Genomic DNA, 16,841 nt, shown 5'->3' on the forward strand with positions numbered 1-16,841 from the left:
CTTAGATCTTGCCGGCGGCGCGGATTTCGGCCAGCACGACAGTGATGCCACGCTTGTCGATGATACGCATGCCTTTGGCAGATACACGCAGGCGAACAAAACGTTTCTCTTCTTCAACCCAGAAGCGGTGATGCTGCAGGTTCGGCAGGAAACGACGACGGGTTTTGTTATTTGCGTGGGAAATGTTATTCCCAGTCACCGGACCCTTACCGGTAACTTGACAGACTCTCGACATGCCTCAGCCCTCTAAAACCACATGCCCAACCCGGCATGGGTTGGCCGCTTAATCTCTCAGTCATTTGGCGCCAGGCGCCGCGTTTCTTTAGGGTCTTACCGGCTACACCTACAAGCGAAGGAACCGGGCCCCTAGAAAAGAGCGCTGCTTTATACCAGAAAGACCCAGGTGCAACAACAGCGAGTGTGTTTTTACCTGGGCAAATCTCGGCCATTGGCGCCTGAACCGTTGCCAGGAGGGGCCGCTACAACAGCCGACCGCTCGTCGCACAGAATGATTTTCAGCGCTCGCAAGTACTCGGACCTGCAGGATGAAACGCGCTGGGCCGTCATCAAAACAGCATTTGACCCAAAAGCACAGGCAAAAATAGGCTAGTCATTTAACCAACAGGTCACTACGGTAGGCCTTTTCCAGACTGCACTCGCAGATGGGCCTTGGATCTGCACAGGAAACCGAATATGCGCCTCGCTGCCCTACCCCTACTGCTAGCCCCCCTTTTTATCGCGCCGATGGCCGTTGCCGCCACCAACCTGAGCGTTTGCACCGAAGCCAGCCCCGAAGGCTTTGACGTGGTGCAGTACAACTCGTTGACCACCACCAACGCCTCGGCGGACGTGCTGATGAACCGCCTGGTGGACTACGACGCAACCGCCGGAAAACTGGTCCCGAGCCTGGCCGACAGTTGGGACGTCTCGCCAGATGGTCTGACGTACACGTTCAAGTTGCACCCGAACGTGAAATTCCATCGCACCGAATATTTCACCCCAAGCCGCACCCTGACGGCCGAAGATGTGCGCTTCAGCTTCGAACGCATGCTCGACCCCGCCAACCCGTGGCACAAGATCGCCCAGAGCGGCTTTCCCCACGCGCAATCGCTGCAATTGCCCACGCTGGTCAAGAAGATCGACGCCCTCGACCCACTGACCGTGCGCTTCACCCTTGACCACGCCGACTCCACGTTTCTTGCCGCGCTGAGCATGGGCTTTGCCTCGATCTACCCGGCGGAATATGCCGACAAACTGCTCAAGGCCGGCACGCCGGAAAAACTCAACAGCCAGCCCATCGGCACCGGTCCGTTCGTTTTCGTACGTTTCCAGAAGGATGCGGTGGTGCGCTACAAGGCCAACTCGGACTACTTCGCCGGCAAACCGGCGGTGGATAACCTGATCTTTGCCATCACGCCGGATGCCAATGTGCGCCTGCAGAAACTGCACCGCGACGAATGCCAGATCGCCCTGTCGCCCAAACCGCTGGACGTGGGCGAAGCGGAAAAAGACCCGGCCCTGAGGGTGGAAAAAACCGCCGCCTTTATGACCGCCTTCGTCGCCATCAACAGCCAGCACCCGCCACTGGACAAGCCCGAAGTCCGCCAGGCGATCAACCTGGCCTTTGACAAGGGCAGTTACCTCAAGGCCGTATTCGAAGGCACCGCTGAAGCGGCCAACGGCGTTTACCCACCCAACACCTGGAGCTACGCCAAGGACCTGCCGGGTTATCCACAGGATCTGGCCAAAGCCAAGGCACTGCTGAACCGCGCCGGCCTCAAGGACGGCTTCAAAACCACTATCTGGACCCGCCCTACCGGCAGCCTGCTCAACCCCAACCCGAATCTTGGCGCTCAGCTGTTGCAAGCGGATCTGGCCAAGGTCGGCATCCAGGCCGAGATCCGTGTGATCGAATGGGGCGAGTTGATTCGTCGCGCCAAAGCCGGCGAGCACGACCTGCTCTTCATGGGCTGGGCCGGTGACAACGGTGACCCGGATAACTTCCTGACTCCGCAATTCTCCTGCGCGGCAGTCAAGTCCGGCACCAACTTCGCCCGTTACTGCGACCCGGCACTGGACAAGCTGATCAGCGCCGGCAAAACCACCAGCGAACAGGGCGTACGCAGCAAGCTCTACCAGCAGGCCCAGGCGCAGATCCAGCAACAAGCTTTGTGGTTGCCCTTGGCCCACCCCACTGCGTTTGCCCTGACACGCAAGAATGTAGAGGGCTACCAGGTGAGCCCGTTTGGCCGCCAGGATTATTCCAAGGTCAGCGTCAAGCCTTAAGCTGCAAGCTGCAAGCCCACTTGCGGCTTGCAGCTGCCTTCTACATCCATCCATATTCCGCCATCGACAACGGATCACCATCGCCCACGATGATGTGATCCAGCACCCGTACGTCCACCATTTCCAAGGCCTTTTGCAATACCTTGGTCAGTTTTCGATCAGCAGCGCTTGGGTCCGCGCTGCCCGAGGGATGGTTGTGGCACAGGATCAAGGCCGCCGCGTTGTAGGCCAGCGCACGCTTGACCACTTGCCGAGGATAGACCAGAGCGGCATCGATGGTGCCCTCGGACAGCGCCTCGAAACCCAGCACCCGATGCTTGGAGTCGAGAAACAGGCAACCAAACACCTCATGCGACTCATGACGCAGCAGCGCCTTGAGGTATTCGCGCACGGCCAGGGGACTTTCCAGCACCGAATCGTTGCGCAGGCGCTCGGCCATGTGGCGCCGCGACATTTCCAGCACCGCCTGCAACTGGGCGAACTTCGCCGGCCCCAGGCCCAACTGCTGATTGAACCGTATCTGGCTGGCTTCCAGCAGCGGGCGCAGGCCGCCAAACTGCGCCAGCAGATGGCGCGCCAGGTCCACGGCGCTCCTGCCGGACACCCCGGTGCGCAGGAAGATTGCCAGCAATTCGGCATCGGACAGACTGGCCGCCCCCCACTCCAACAGCTTCTCTCGCGGCCGCTCGGCAGCAGGCCAATCGCGAATGCTCATCTCACCTCCTCTCCATGATGTACGCCGTATGCGCCGCTGTTGCCGGGCGGTCGCTGTGTTATCGTAGGCCCTCTTTTTTGCATGCGATTTCACCTGGGGAGGGGTCATCGCAGGCGTCACTGAACTGGCTTCACTGAACTGGAAAGGCAAACCAATGCAGCGTCTGTATCGGAAACGCATCGTTCTCGGCGTCGGCGGCGGCATTGCCGCCTACAAGAGCGCAGAGCTGGTTCGCAGGCTCCTCGACCAAGGCGCCGAAGTGCGCGTGGTCATGACCCGTGGTGGCAGTGAGTTCATCACCCCGCTGACCATGCAGGCCTTGTCCGGCCACCCGGTTCATCTGGACCTGCTGGACCCGGCGGCCGAAGCCGCCATGGGCCATATCGAACTGGCCAAATGGGCCGACCTGGTGCTGATCGCGCCGGCCACCGCCGACCTGATCGCGCGCCTGGCCCAGGGCATCGCCGATGACCTGCTGACCACCCTGGTACTGGCCACCGACGCCACCGTCGCCATCGCCCCGGCGATGAACCAGGCCATGTGGCGCGACCCGGCCACCCAGGCCAACACCCAGCTGCTGCAAAGCCGTGGCCTCAAGGTCTTCGGCCCGGCGTCCGGCAGCCAGGCCTGCGGCGACGTCGGCATGGGCCGCATGCTCGAAGCCACCGACCTGGCACTGTGTGCCGCCGAGTGCTTCCAGCACCTGGCCCTGACCGGCAAACACGTGCTGATCACCGCAGGCCCGACTCAGGAAAACATCGACCCGGTGCGCTACATCACCAACCATAGCTCAGGAAAAATGGGCTTTGCCCTGGCTGAAGCCGCGGTTGAGGCAGGCGCGCGTGTCACCCTGATCACCGGCCCGGTGCATTTGCCAACGCCTGATCGTGTGACGCGAATCGACGTAGTCAGCGCCCGAGACATGCTGGCGGCCTGTGAGGCCGCCATTCCGTGCGACCTGTTCATCGCCTCGGCAGCGGTTGCGGACTACCGACCGGAAGTCGTTGCACCGCAAAAGCTCAAGAAAGACCCTACAAGCGGCGATGGCCTGCTCCTGCAAATGGTGCGCAACCCGGACATCCTGGCCACCATCGCCACGCGCCCGGACCGTCCGTTCAGCGTCGGCTTCGCCGCCGAGACCGAACATTTGCTGGACTACGCCGCACGCAAATTGAAAGACAAAAACCTCGACCTGATCGTTGCCAATGATGTCGCCAACCCGAGCATCGGCTTCAACAGCGAGGAAAACGCCTGCAGCGTGATCGACCGCGAGCTGCACGCCACTCTTTTCGCCCAGACCAGCAAGGGCAAGATCGCCCGTCAACTGATCTCTTTTATCGCCCAACGGCTGAACCAGGTTTAATGTCCATGCACGCTTTGCAAGCCAAGATCCTCGACCCCCGCATCGGTAGCGAATTCCCGCTTCCGGCCTACGCCACCCCAGGCTCCGCCGGCCTGGACCTGCGCGCCATGCTCAAGCAAGACACCGTGCTTGAGCCAGGCCAGACGATCCTGATCCCCACCGGCCTGTCGATCTACGTCGGCGACCCGGGCCTCGCAGCGCTGATCCTGCCCCGCTCCGGCCTGGGCCATAAACACGGCATCGTGCTGGGCAATCTGGTGGGCCTGATCGACTCCGACTACCAGGGCGAGTTGATGGTGTCGTGCTGGAACCGTGGCCAGACCGCATTCAACATTGCGGTCGGCGAGCGTATCGCCCAACTGGTGCTGGTGCCGGTGGTACAGGCGCATTTCGAACTGGTGCAGGAATTCGACGAAACCCAGCGCGGCGCAGGCGGTTTCGGGCATTCCGGCAGCCACTGACTAAGCTGAACCTGGCCGGACGCAATTGTTCGGCCAGACGCCACCGCCCGGCTTTTCAGGATGAAGAATGCGCGAACGGGATCAGCAAGATTTCTACAATGAAATCAAACGGTTATGCAGGTCCCGACACGGCGCAGAGGCGCCGATGGCACTTTTACACCACGAACTCTCTGCCGAAAACGCCGTCATACCCTTCAGTTTGAGTCTGCCGGCCAGCCACACCAGGCCAGCCTTGCCCCCTTTCAGATGGAGTTCCTCCCGCGATGAGTACCGCAGCCCGCGTAGCCCCGACTTTTCCCGACAGCATCTTTCGCGCCTATGACATTCGTGGCGTGGTGCCCAAGACCCTGACCGCCGAAACCGCCTACTGGATCGGCCGCGCCATCGGCTCGCAGAGCCTGGCTCAGGGCGAGCCGAATGTTTCGGTAGGCCGTGACGGCCGCCTGTCCGGCCCGGAGCTGGTGGAGCAGTTGATCCAGGGCCTGGCGGACAGCGGTTGCCATGTCAGCGACGTCGGGCTGGTGCCCACGCCCGCGCTGTATTACGCCGCCAACGTGCTGGCCGGCAAGTCGGGCGTGATGCTTACCGGCAGCCACAACCCGTCGGACTACAACGGGTTCAAGATCGTCATCGCCGGCGATACCCTCGCCAACGAGCAGATCCAGGCCCTGCACGCGCGCCTGAAAACCAACGACCTGACCAGCGGCACCGGCAGCATCACCAAGGTCGACATCCTGCAGCGCTACTCCGACGAAATCACCCGTGACGTCAAGCTCGCCCGCCGCCTGAAAGTGGTGGTGGATTGCGGCAACGGTGCGGCCGGCGTGATCGCTCCGCAATTGCTCGAAGCGCTGAACTGCGAAGTGATCCCGCTGTTCTGCGACGTTGACGGCAACTTCCCCAACCATCACCCGGACCCAGGCAAGCCTGAAAACCTGGTGGACCTGATCGCCAAGGTCAAGGAAGTGGGCGCAGACCTAGGCCTGGCCTTCGACGGCGACGGCGACCGCGTAGGTGTGGTGACCGAAACCGGCGAGATCGTGTACCCGGACCGCCTGTTGATGCTGTTCGCCCGTGACGTGGTGGCGCGCAATGCCAACGCTGAAATCATCTTCGACGTTAAATGCACCCGTCGCCTCACCCCGCTGATCAAGGAGTACGGCGGTCGCCCACTAATGTGGAAGACCGGTCACTCGTTGATCAAAAAGAAAATGAAGGAGACCGGCGCCCTGCTGGCCGGCGAAATGAGCGGTCATGTGTTCTTCAAGGAGCGCTGGTTCGGTTTTGACGATGGCATTTACAGCGCGGCGCGCCTGCTGGAGATCCTCAGCAAGGAGAAATCCACGGCAGAGGAGCTGTTTCAGACCTTCCCGAACGATATTTCTACGCCAGAAATCAATATCCATGTGACCGAAGAGAGCAAATTCAGCATCATTGACGCACTGCACGATGCGCAATGGGGCGAAGGCGCCAACCTGACCACCATTGATGGTGTGCGAGTCGATTACGCCAAAGGCTGGGGCCTGGTGCGCGCGTCCAACACCACACCGGTGCTGGTGCTGCGCTTCGAGGCGGATACCGAGGCTGAGTTGCAGCGCATCAAGGACGTCTTCCACGTCCAGTTGAAACGTGTTGCCCCTGATCTCCAATTACCGTTCTGATTTTTTACCGGAGCCCTGAATGACCCTCGAACGCGAAGCCGCTGCCAACACCGCCAAGGTCCTGTCCGAAGCGTTGCCCTACATTCGACGCTATGTCGGCAAGACGCTGGTGATCAAGTACGGCGGCAATGCCATGGAGAGCGACGAGCTGAAAACCGGCTTTGCCCGCGACATCGTGCTGATGAAGGCCGTGGGGATCAACCCGGTGGTCGTCCACGGCGGCGGGCCGCAAATCGGCGATCTGCTCAAGCGTTTGTCGATCGAGAGTCACTTCATCGATGGCATGCGCGTCACTGACGCGCAGACCATGGACGTGGTGGAGATGGTGCTCGGTGGCCAGGTCAACAAGGACATCGTCAACCTGATCAACCGCCACGGCGGCAGCGCCATTGGCCTGACCGGCAAGGACGCGGAACTGATCCGCGCGAAAAAACTGACCGTGACCCGCCAGACGCCGGAAATGACCCAACCGGAAATCATCGACATCGGCCAGGTGGGCGAAGTGATCGGCATCAACACCGATCTGCTCAACCTGCTGGTCAAGGGTGACTTCATTCCGGTGATCGCGCCAATCGGCGTGGGCGCCAACGGTGAGTCCTACAACATCAACGCCGACCTGGTGGCGGGCAAAGTGGCTGAAGCACTGAAGGCTGAAAAGCTGATGTTGCTGACCAACATTGCTGGCTTGATGGACAAGGAAGGCCAGGTGTTGACCGGCCTGACCACTCAGCAGGTGGACGAACTGATTGCCGACGGCACGATCTACGGCGGCATGCTGCCCAAGATCCGTTGCGCGCTGGAAGCGGTTCAAGGCGGCGTCGGTAGCTCGCTGATCCTAGATGGCCGTGTGCCGAATGCGATCCTCCTGGAAATCTTCACCGACACCGGTGTGGGCACGCTGATCAGCAATCGCAAGCGTCCTTAAACACAAAAAGCCCCACCTCCCTGTAGGAGCGAGCTTGCTCGCGAAGAACGTCAACGATGACGCGTTTATTCTGGATAAACGCGGCGCCTTCAAGTTTTTCGCGAGCAAGCTCGCTCCTACAGGAGGGTGGGGCTTTTTGCTGTGCGGCGTTTATTGAACGCCGAACTGCTCGCGGTATGCCTTGACCGCCGGCAAATGCTGCTTGAGCTGCGGATCATCTTCCAGGAACTGCAGCACCTGGTTCAACGACACAATGCTCACCACCGGAATGCCGAAGTCGCGCTCCACTTCCTGGATCGCCGACAACTCACCGTTGCCGCGCTCCTGGCGGTTCAGCGCAATCAGCACACCCGCCGCCTTGGCGCCGTCCTGGGAAGCGATGATCTGCATCACTTCACGGATGGCGGTGCCGGCGGTGATCACGTCGTCGATGATCAGCACGTCGCCCGTCAGCGGCGCGCCCACCAGGCTGCCCCCTTCGCCGTGAGCCTTGGCTTCCTTGCGGTTGAAGCACCACGGCAGGTCCCGCCCATGATGTTCCGCCAGGGCCACCGCGGTAGCTGCGGCCAGGGGAATGCCCTTGTAGGCCGGGCCAAACAGAACGTCGAAGGAAATACCGCTCTCAACAATGGCCGCGGCGTAGAAACGCCCCAGCTGGGCCAGGGCCGAACCCGAGTTGAACAAGCCAGCATTGAAGAAATACGGGCTGGTACGCCCGGACTTGAGGGTGAACTCACCGAAGCGCAAAACCCCGCGATCGATGGCAAAACGAATGAAATCGCGTTGATACGCCTGCATGAAAAAAGCCTCAGATACCACGGATTTAGCTAATTAGGTAGACGGCGTGTATCATACACGCACGCGATTTTTGGGGCCATTTATGCGGATCATCAGTGTGAACGTTAATGGTATTCAGGCTGCAGTCGAGCGTGGTTTGCTCAGTTGGCTGCAAGCTCAGAATGCCGACGTCATCTGCCTGCAGGACACCCGCGCCTCCGCCTTTGAACTGGACGACCCAGCCTTCCAACTGGATGGCTACTTCCTTTATGCCTGCGATGCCGAAGTGCCCACCCAAGGTGGCGTGGCTTTGTACTCGCGGTTGCAACCCAAGGCGGTCATCAGCGGCCTCGGCTTCGAGACAGCCGACCGCTACGGGCGCTACCTGCAAGCCGATTTCGACAAGGTCAGCATCGCGACCTTGCTGCTTCCTTCGGGGCAGAACGGCGATGAAGACTTGAACCAGAAATTCAAGCTAATGGACGATTTCGCCCGTTATCTGGATAAACAGCGACGCAAACGTCGCGAGTACATTTATTGTGGCTCGCTGTACGTGGCGCAACAGAAGCTGGATATCAAGAACTGGCGCGACAGCCAGCAATCCCCGGGCTTCCTGGCGCCGGAACGGGCCTGGATGGACGAGATTGTCGGCAACATGGGCTATGTCGATGCCCTTCGCGAAGTCAGCCGCGAAGGCGACCAGTACAGCTGGTGGCCGGATAACGAACAGGCCGAGATGCTCAACCTGGGTTGGCGTTTCGACTATCAGCTGCTGACCCCGGGTCTGCGCCGGTTCGTGCGCAGCGCACGCCTGCCGCGCCAGCCGCGCTTCTCGCAGCACGCGCCACTGATCGTGGACTACGACTGGACCTTGACCATCTGAGGTCTTTTTCCAGGCACAAAAAAACCGACAGCGATGTCGGTTTTTTTGTGGGTGGCTATTATTTGACCAGGCGCCAGGTCAGAGGATAGCGATAGGCAATCCCCTTATTGGCCTTGATACTGCCGATGATGGTCAGCACCACCGTGGCAATCGCCAGGGCAAACATCAGGAAAAAGCCAATCACTGCGAAGGCCAGCACGATGCAAGCGATCCAGGCAATGGCGACGGTGATCTGGAAATTCAGGGCTTCCTTGCCCTGATCGTCGATAAACGCATCCTGCTCCTTCTTCATCTGCCACAGGATCAGTGGCCCCACAACGCTGCCGAGGGGGAACACGAACCCCAGAAACGCCGCGAGATGGCACAACATCGCCGCCTGCCGCACTTCGTAGGAAGGCGCAGGCACCGGCGTTTGGCTGTTGTCATTCATGGCGTTTCTCCTTGAGACCGGCTCAGTCAGCCAGTGCGGCGTTTTGCAGTTCGAAAATTTCGCTCATGCCTTTCTGGGCCAAGGCCAGCATGGCGTTCAGCTCGGCCGGCTGGAATGGCGCGCCTTCGGCGGTGCCCTGCACTTCGATGAAACCACCGGTGCTGGTCATGACCACGTTCAGGTCGGTCTCGGCGGCCGAGTCTTCCAGGTAGTCCAGGTCCAGCACAGGCTCGCCCTGATACATACCAACCGAGACGGCAGCGATCATCTGCTTGAGCGGGTCACCGCCCTTGAGGCCGCCACGCTTCTTGATCACTTTGAGTGCATCAACCAGGGCCACCATGGCGCCGGTGATCGACGCGGTGCGGGTGCCGCCATCGGCCTGGATCACGTCGCAATCGACGTACAGGGTCACATCACCCAGCTTGGACATGTCCAGGGCGGCGCGCAGGGAGCGGCCGATCAGGCGCTGGATTTCCAGGGTCCGCCCGCCTTGCTTCCCACGGCTGGCTTCACGCTGGTTACGCTCGCCCGTGGCGCGCGGCAGCATGCCGTACTCAGCGGTCAACCAACCCTGGCCCTGACCCTTGAGGAACCGCGGCACGCCATTCTCGACGCTGACGGTGCAGATCACCTTGGTATCGCCAAACTCGACCAGTACGGATCCCTCGGCGTGTTTGGTGTAGTTGCGGGTGATGCGGATCGAGCGGAGCTGATCGGCGGCGCGACCACTTGGACGTTTCATAGGGGATACCTGTACTGAGGACAAAAACTGCCGAGCATTATAGAGCCGCCAGCCGATTCGGGGCACTTCTTAAAATCCGCTTACGAATATGCGGTCTATCGCCCATTGTTTGGGCGCACCCGCCCCACTGCGCTACACTCCTGCGCCTTCGCAGCCTGTCGGCTCCCATTTCATCATCATCCCGTATTTGCGGGACTGCATTGCGAGGTACCTCCATGGTGCACAGCATGACCGCCTTCGCCCGCGTCGAAAAAGCCGGCGCCCAAGGCACCCTCAGCTGGGAATTGCGCTCGGTCAACAGCCGTTACCTGGAGCCACACCTGCGCCTGCCCGAGTCTTTCCGCGACCTCGAAGGCGCCGTGCGTGAAGCGCTGCGCCAGGGCATCTCCCGCGGCAAGCTGGAATGCACCCTGCGCTTTACCGAAGAAACCACCGGTAAACCGTTACAGGTCGACCGCGACCGCGCCGCGCAACTGGTCGCCGCCGCCGAAACCATCGCCGGCCTGATCAAGCAGCCCGCCGCGCTGAACCCTCTGGAAGTGCTGGCCTGGCCAGGCGTGCTGGTGGCCGATGCCACCGACCCGCAGGCCTTGAACGCCGAAGCGCTGGCCCTCTTCACCCAAGGCTTGCACGAACTCAAGGCCGGCCGCGAGCGCGAAGGCGCCGAACTGGCGCGTCTGATCAACGAACGCCTGACCTCGATCGAGGCAGACGTCGTCACTCTGCGTGAACTCGTACCGCAGATGCTCGCCACCCAGCGCCAGAAGGTGCTGGACCGCTTCGCCGACATGAAGGCCGACCTCGATCCCGTTCGCCTTGAGCAGGAAATGGTGCTGCTGGCGCAAAAGAGTGACGTCGCCGAAGAACTCGACCGCCTGAGCACCCACATTCTCGAAGTGCGCCGCGTGCTCAAGTCCGGCGGTGCCGCCGGTCGGCGCCTGGACTTCCTGATGCAGGAACTCAACCGCGAAGCCAATACACTGGGCTCCAAAGCGTTCGACCCGCGCAGCACTACCGCTGCGGTCAACCTCAAAGTGTTGATCGAGCAAATGCGCGAACAAGTACAGAATATTGAGTAAGGCAACCTCCATGACCCACAGCACCGGCACCCTTTACATCATTTCCGCCCCCTCGGGCGCGGGCAAAAGCAGCCTGGTCAAGGCCCTGACCGACGCTGACGAGCAGATCCGCATCTCGGTTTCCCACACCACTCGCGCCATGCGCCCGGGTGAAGTGAACGGCGTGCACTATCACTTCGTCGAGCGAACCGAGTTCGTCAAAATGATCGAGCACGGTGACTTCCTGGAGCGCGCCGAAGTGTTCGGCAACCTCTACGGCACCTCCCAAAGCCACCTGCAGCAGACGCTGGATGAAGGCCATGACCTGATTCTGGAAATCGACTGGCAGGGCGCCGAACAAGTACGCCAACTGATGCCCAAGGCGCGCTCGATCTTCATCCTGCCGCCTTCACTTGAAGCCTTGCATCAGCGCCTGACCAACCGTGGCCAGGACAGCGATGAGATCATCGAAGGCCGCATGCGTGAAGCCGTCAGCGAAATGAGCCACTACGTCGACTACGACTACCTGATCATCAACGACGATTTTGCCCACGCACTGGATGATTTGAAGGCGATTTTCCGCGCCAACCAGTTGCAGCAAAAGCGCCAACAGCAGCGTTTCGGCAAATTACTCGCCGAACTGCTTGGCTGATTGGCCCTTCCCAAAACCGCCGCAAGGGCTTTACATTGGCACTTGTAGCGGTTTTGCGAGGGCCTGTGAAAAATCAGCGCTTCCCTTAACGCTGGTGATTTTTTAAACTGCTCAGTCCGCTCGCCCAACCGGGCAGCGCGCATCTTGCATTCGCTCCGAGGAATACCATGGCCCGCGTAACCGTTGAAGACTGCCTAGAACACGTGGATAACCGCTTTGAGCTGGTCATGCTCTCTACCAAGCGTGCCCGTCAACTGGCCACTGGCGGCAAAGAGCCCCTGGTCCAGTGGGAAAACGACAAGCCTACCGTTGTAGCCCTGCGTGAAATCGCAGAAGGCCTGATGAGCTACGAGTTCATCGCCAACGCTGAAATCGTTGAAGACGAACCGCTGTTTGCAGCGTTCGAGGACGAGTCCAACGAGGCCGTCTAAGCCTATGCCTGGTCGACGTAGCACGGCGCGGGGTCACAGCCTTCGGCAGGAGTTCATACTTTGCCGAGCATAGACGCCCTCGCCGATCGCTTATCGGCCTACCTCGGCCCCGACCAGGTCAACCTGGTCCGCCGAGCGTATTTCTACGCCGAACAGGCTCACGACGGCCAACGCCGTCGTAGCGGTGAGGCGTACGTCACCCATCCTCTTGCGGTGGCCAATATCCTGGCCGACATGCACATGGACCATCAGAGCCTGATGGCCGCGATGCTGCATGACGTGATCGAAGACACCGGCATCGCCAAGGAAGCGCTCAGCGCGCAGTTTGGCGAAACCGTGGCCGAACTGGTCGACGGGGTCAGCAAACTGACCCAGATGAACTTCGAGACCAAGGCCGAAGCCCAGGCGGAAAACTTCCAGAAGATGGCCATGGCCATGGCCCGCGATATCCGCGTGATCCTGGTCAAGCTGGCCGACCGGCTGCACAACATGCGCACGCTGGAAGTGCTCTCCGGCGAAAAGCGCCGGCGAATCGCCAAGGAAACCCTGGAAATCTACGCGCCCATCGCCAACCGGCTGGGCATGCACGCCATTCGCATCGAATTCGAAGACCTCGGCTTCAAGGCCATGCACCCGATGCGCTCGGCGCGCATCTACCAGGCGGTCAAGCGCGCCCGGGGCAACCGCAAGGAAATCGTCAACAAGATCGAAGAGTCCCTGAGCCATTGCCTGGCGGTCGACGAGATCGAAGGCGAAGTCAGCGGAAGGCAGAAACACATCTACGGCATCTACAAGAAGATGCGCGGCAAACGTCGGGCCTTCAACGAGATCATGGACGTGTATGCGTTCCGGATCATCGTCGACAAGGTCGACACCTGCTACCGCGTGCTGGGCGCTGTACATAATTTGTACAAACCCCTGCCGGGGCGCTTCAAGGACTACATCGCGATTCCCAAGGCCAACGGCTACCAGTCGCTGCATACCACGCTGTTCGGTATGCACGGTGTGCCGATCGAGATCCAGATCCGCACCCGCGAAATGGAAGAGATGGCCAACAACGGCATCGCGGCGCACTGGCTGTACAAGTCCAGCGGCGACGAGCAGCCAAAAGGCACCCATGCCCGTGCCCGCCAGTGGGTCAAGGGCGTGCTGGAAATGCAGCAACGTGCCGGCAACTCCCTGGAATTCATTGAAAGCGTGAAGATCGACCTGTTCCCGGACGAGGTCTACGTGTTCACGCCCAAGGGCCGGATCATGGAGCTGCCCAAAGGCTCCACGGCGGTGGACTTTGCCTACGCGGTGCACACCGATGTGGGCAACAGCTGCATCGCCTGCCGCATCAACCGTCGCCTGGCCCCGCTGTCGGAGCCACTGCAGAGCGGCTCCACGGTGGAGATCGTCAGCGCACCGGGCGCGCGGCCAAATCCGGCCTGGCTCAACTTTGTGGTCACCGGCAAGGCGCGTACGCATATCCGCCACGCCCTGAAACTGCAGCGTCGTTCCGAATCCATCAGCCTGGGCGAACGCCTGCTGAACAAGGTGCTCAACGGTTTCGACAGTGCCCTGGACAAGATCCCGCAGGAGCGCGTGAACGCGATGCTCCACGAGTATCGCCAGGAAACCATTGAAGACCTGCTCGAAGATATCGGCCTGGGCAACCGCATGGCCTACGTGGTTGCGCGTCGCCTGCTCGGCGAAGGCGAACAGCTGCCAAGCCCCGAAGGCCCGCTGGCGATTCGCGGCACCGAGGGCCTGGTGCTCAGCTATGCCAAATGCTGCACACCGATCCCGGGCGACCCGATTGTCGGCCACCTGTCGGCGGGCAAAGGCATGGTGGTGCACCTGGACAACTGCCGCAATATCACCGAAATCCGCCACAACCCGGAAAAATGCATCCAGCTTTCGTGGGCCAAGGATGTCACCGGCGAATTCAATGTCGAGCTGCGCGTGGAGCTCGAACACCAACGCGGCTTGATCGCCCTGCTGGCCAGCAGCGTCAACGCGGCCGACGGCAACATCGAGAAAATCAGCATGGACGAACGCGATGGGCGCATCAGCGTGGTCCAGCTGGTGGTCAGCGTGCACGACCGCGTGCACCTGGCCCGCGTGATCAAGAAGCTGCGTGCGTTGACCGGGGTGATCCGCATCACCCGCATGCGCGCGTAGCTCTTCAAATAAGCCATCGCCCATTACAAGGAGTCATTCATGACCAAGACAGTAATCACCAGCGACAAAGCCCCGGCCGCCATCGGTACTTATTCCCAGGCGATCAAGGCGGGCAACACCGTATACATGTCCGGCCAGATCCCGCTGGACCCAAAGACGATGGAACTGGTGGAAGGCTTCGAAGCACAGACCGTACAGGTCTTCGAAAACCTCAAGTCCGTGGCTGAAGCAGCCGGCGGTTCGTTCAAGGACATCGTCAAGCTGAACATCTTCCTCACCGACCTGAGCCACTTCGCCAAGGTCAACGAGATCATGGGCAAGTACTTCGAACAACCCTACCCAGCCCGCGCCGCCATCGGCGTTGCCGCCCTGCCAAAGGGTGCGCAGGTTGAAATGGACGCGATTCTGGTCATCGAGTAAAACACCCGGCGCAGCCTCAACCGCTGCGCCGACTTCGTTTCAGAAGGATTTAGTCATGCGCAAAGCGCTTGTAGCCTCTTCGTTGTTCGCCCTGCTGCTCGGCGGCTGTGCCAGCAACCCTGCCGATCTGGATGTGAGCGGTACCTGGATCAACCAGGCCGCCATTGATGCGGCAGCCAAGGGCGGCGCTTTGCGTGAAGCCTTGCAGACCTTTGGCCCGAACCTGGAATGGGAGGTCAACACCAAGGCCTTGCAGGCCCGCTACTACAACGGTTTTGAAGTCGCGGAAGGCAAGCTGCTGAGCGAAAAGCCCGGCGCCTGGAGCGTGGACTTTTACGGCAGCTCCGCCACCGAGCTCAAGCGTAAGGGCAAGAAGCTGCTGCAACTGGCCAACGACAATGAGCCTGAGCAACTGTTCGCCCGTGCGCAGGAACCGGCCCCGGAGGGCGCGCCCCTGGGCGCCAACTTCGAGCGGGCGCTCTACGCCGCCTACATGGGCGGAGACTGGAAGATCACCGACGGCGTCGGCAATGGCGCCACCGTACAGTTTCAAGCCAACGGCAAAGTCGCTGGCCTGCCTGGCGCGGACCAGTATTCCCTGTGCCTGGCCGGGGATTGCGCCTCCATGAGCGGCGGTTACGACAGCCTCTGGCTGCAGGAAAATGGCGTGGGCAACCCATGGATCTTTGCGCGCAAAGGCAAGCAACTGGAGATTTTCCAGGCGGTCAACACTGCCCAAGCGGATGAAGTGCCTTCTTTCACGCCTGGCCAGCGCCAGTGGTTGCTTGAAAAGCAATAACCCCCGCGACATAGATCAAAATGTGGGAGGGGGCTTGCCCCCTCCCACATTTTGATCGAGTTCAGCCCTTCAGGATCGCCGCATAACCTTCGCGGTAAGTCGGATACGTTGGCACCCACCCCAGCGCCTTGATGCGCGCATTGCTGCACTGCTTACTGCCCGCACGCCGCACACTGGCGTCCTCGGACCACTCTGTCACGCCCAGATACTCGCGCAACCAGCCCACCACCTCAGCCAACGGCGCCGGCGCGTCGTCAACGCCGATATAAACCTTGTCCAGCGAACCACCCTGCTCCACATGGCGCAGCAAAAACGCCAGCAAGCCCGCCGCGTCATCCGCGTGAATCCGGTTGCCATATAAAGGCGGGTCAATCGCCACGCGGTAACCCTGGCGCACCTGGGTCAGCAGCCACTCACGGCCTGGGCCGTAAATACCGGTCAAGCGCACAATGCTCGCCGGGATGCCACTGTTGAGCGCGACCTGCTCGGCTTCGAGCATGACCTGCCCGGAATACCCCTTCGCCTGGGTTTCAGAGGTTTCGTCGACCCATTCGCCGTTCTGTTGGCCATAGACACTGCTGCTGGACACAAACAACAGATGCTTGGGCTCCTGGCCATAATCCTGCAGCCACTCCAGTACATGCTTCAAACCCTGCACGTACGCCGCACGATAGCCGGCCTCATCGTGGTCGGTCGCCGCAGCGCAATACACCAGGTAATCCACGCCGCCAATCGGCCAGGTGTCGGGGCAGTCCTTATTGAACAGGTCGCCAGCGATGCCAATCACGCCGTGAGGAAGGCGTGAAATATCGCGGCGCAGGCCATGAACCTCCCATCCTCCGGCCAGCAATTGGCTAGCCAGCCGACTACCCACATCGCCGCAACCGGCAATCACAACAGAAGGCGCAGACATCATAAAACTCCATTCTCAAAGGCGCAGATTAGCCGCGCGAGAGGATCAACGGCCAGTAAAAAGCGAAATAAAGTAACAGTGCCACTTTAGTTAACAAGAATTACTTGCAATAATAACCACCCATTTGTCCTCGACCCTCAAGGGTCTGGCAGGACG

The 16,841-nt window shown here is 60.7% G+C and carries 18 protein-coding genes and 1 pseudogene; 13 read left to right on the forward strand and 6 right to left on the reverse strand.

Annotation, left to right across the window (positions count from 1 at the left end):
* Position 1: 1 nt before the first annotated feature.
* The gene (rpmB, locus tag QF045_RS02110) at positions 2-235 is read right to left on the reverse strand and encodes a 50S ribosomal protein L28 (protein WP_003176907.1); all 234 of its coding nucleotides are present in this window, start codon (positions 233-235) and stop codon (positions 2-4) included.
* A 458-nt stretch (positions 236-693) separates the two neighbouring features.
* Between rpmB and QF045_RS02115 the strand changes: the two genes are divergently transcribed.
* Positions 694-2,286: an ABC transporter substrate-binding protein gene (locus QF045_RS02115; RefSeq protein WP_306490876.1), complete on the forward strand. Its 1,593-nt coding sequence runs from the start codon at positions 694-696 to the stop codon at positions 2,284-2,286.
* Positions 2,287-2,326: 40 nt separating this feature from the next.
* On the opposite strand, the gene radC is transcribed toward QF045_RS02115, so the two are convergent.
* A complete protein-coding gene (radC, locus tag QF045_RS02120) occupies positions 2,327-3,001 on the reverse strand; it encodes a DNA repair protein RadC (RefSeq protein ID WP_306490877.1) in 675 nt (224 codons plus the stop codon).
* A 154-nt stretch (positions 3,002-3,155) separates the two neighbouring features.
* On the opposite strand from radC, the gene coaBC reads away from it, so the two are divergent.
* The 5 genes and pseudogenes from coaBC (at position 3,156) to QF045_RS02145 (ending at position 7,568) form a co-directional block, all read left to right on the forward strand.
* Entirely contained in the window at positions 3,156-4,364 is a 1,209-nt protein-coding gene (gene coaBC, locus QF045_RS02125) for a bifunctional phosphopantothenoylcysteine decarboxylase/phosphopantothenate--cysteine ligase CoaBC (protein WP_015886530.1), read from the forward strand.
* A gap of 5 nt (positions 4,365-4,369) precedes the next feature.
* Positions 4,370-4,825: a dUTP diphosphatase gene (gene dut, locus QF045_RS02130; RefSeq protein WP_124388758.1), complete on the forward strand. Its 456-nt coding sequence runs from the start codon at positions 4,370-4,372 to the stop codon at positions 4,823-4,825.
* A 257-nt stretch (positions 4,826-5,082) separates the two neighbouring features.
* A pseudogene (locus tag QF045_RS02135) lies at positions 5,083-6,486 on the forward strand (phosphomannomutase/phosphoglucomutase); the annotation flags it as partial.
* 19 nt (positions 6,487-6,505) lie between these two features.
* Positions 6,506-7,411 carry an acetylglutamate kinase gene (argB, locus tag QF045_RS02140; RefSeq protein ID WP_065893973.1) on the forward strand — a complete coding sequence of 302 codons (906 nt, stop codon included), beginning with the start codon at positions 6,506-6,508 and terminating at the stop codon, positions 7,409-7,411.
* A gap of 34 nt (positions 7,412-7,445) precedes the next feature.
* The gene (locus QF045_RS02145) at positions 7,446-7,568 is read left to right on the forward strand and encodes a hypothetical protein (protein ID WP_256657615.1); all 123 of its coding nucleotides are present in this window, start codon (positions 7,446-7,448) and stop codon (positions 7,566-7,568) included.
* Here QF045_RS02145 and pyrE read toward each other — a convergent pair.
* Positions 7,562-8,209, reverse strand: a complete 648-nt coding sequence (gene pyrE, locus QF045_RS02150; RefSeq protein ID WP_027608288.1) for an orotate phosphoribosyltransferase — start codon at positions 8,207-8,209, stop codon at positions 7,562-7,564. The genes QF045_RS02145 and pyrE overlap by 7 nt on opposite strands.
* Positions 8,210-8,291: 82 nt before the next feature.
* Between pyrE and QF045_RS02155 the strand changes: the two genes are divergently transcribed.
* Positions 8,292-9,071 carry an exodeoxyribonuclease III gene (locus QF045_RS02155; RefSeq protein WP_003195493.1) on the forward strand — a complete coding sequence of 260 codons (780 nt, stop codon included), beginning with the start codon at positions 8,292-8,294 and terminating at the stop codon, positions 9,069-9,071.
* 58 nt (positions 9,072-9,129) lie between these two features.
* Here the strand turns inward: QF045_RS02155 and QF045_RS02160 are convergent, their stop codons facing one another.
* The gene (locus tag QF045_RS02160) at positions 9,130-9,501 is read right to left on the reverse strand and encodes a DUF4870 domain-containing protein (RefSeq protein WP_306490878.1); all 372 of its coding nucleotides are present in this window, start codon (positions 9,499-9,501) and stop codon (positions 9,130-9,132) included.
* 22 nt (positions 9,502-9,523) lie between these two features.
* Positions 9,524-10,246, reverse strand: coding sequence for a ribonuclease PH (rph, locus tag QF045_RS02165; RefSeq protein WP_124388763.1), 723 nt, complete (start codon positions 10,244-10,246; stop codon positions 9,524-9,526).
* A 215-nt stretch (positions 10,247-10,461) separates the two neighbouring features.
* Here rph and QF045_RS02170 point away from each other — a divergent pair, with 215 nt between their 5' ends.
* From QF045_RS02170 to QF045_RS02195, 6 genes are all read left to right on the forward strand, one after another.
* The gene (locus QF045_RS02170; protein ID WP_124388764.1) at positions 10,462-11,325 is read left to right on the forward strand and encodes a YicC/YloC family endoribonuclease; all 864 of its coding nucleotides are present in this window, start codon (positions 10,462-10,464) and stop codon (positions 11,323-11,325) included.
* Between the two features lie 10 nt (positions 11,326-11,335).
* Positions 11,336-11,956, forward strand: a complete 621-nt coding sequence (gene gmk, locus QF045_RS02175; RefSeq protein ID WP_003213284.1) for a guanylate kinase — start codon at positions 11,336-11,338, stop codon at positions 11,954-11,956.
* A 167-nt stretch (positions 11,957-12,123) separates the two neighbouring features.
* Positions 12,124-12,387 (forward strand): DNA-directed RNA polymerase subunit omega, encoded by a 264-nt coding sequence (gene rpoZ / locus QF045_RS02180; protein ID WP_003176920.1) that lies wholly within the window; start codon positions 12,124-12,126, stop codon positions 12,385-12,387.
* Positions 12,388-12,447: 60 nt separating this feature from the next.
* Complete coding sequence (gene spoT / locus QF045_RS02185; protein ID WP_306490879.1) at positions 12,448-14,553, forward strand: bifunctional GTP diphosphokinase/guanosine-3',5'-bis pyrophosphate 3'-pyrophosphohydrolase; 2,106 nt, start codon at positions 12,448-12,450, stop codon at positions 14,551-14,553.
* Positions 14,554-14,592: 39 nt separating this feature from the next.
* The gene (locus QF045_RS02190) at positions 14,593-14,973 is read left to right on the forward strand and encodes a RidA family protein (RefSeq protein WP_003176922.1); all 381 of its coding nucleotides are present in this window, start codon (positions 14,593-14,595) and stop codon (positions 14,971-14,973) included.
* Positions 14,974-15,028: 55 nt separating this feature from the next.
* Positions 15,029-15,772 (forward strand): hypothetical protein, encoded by a 744-nt coding sequence (locus QF045_RS02195; RefSeq protein WP_306490880.1) that lies wholly within the window; start codon positions 15,029-15,031, stop codon positions 15,770-15,772.
* Positions 15,773-15,833: 61 nt separating this feature from the next.
* On the opposite strand, the gene QF045_RS02200 is transcribed toward QF045_RS02195, so the two are convergent.
* Positions 15,834-16,685: an SDR family oxidoreductase gene (locus tag QF045_RS02200; RefSeq protein ID WP_306490881.1), complete on the reverse strand. Its 852-nt coding sequence runs from the start codon at positions 16,683-16,685 to the stop codon at positions 15,834-15,836.
* Positions 16,686-16,841: the final 156 nt, after the last annotated feature.

This window comes from Pseudomonas sp. W4I3 (assembly GCF_030816195.1).
In the GTDB taxonomy this organism is placed as follows: Bacteria; Pseudomonadota; Gammaproteobacteria; order Pseudomonadales; family Pseudomonadaceae; genus Aquipseudomonas.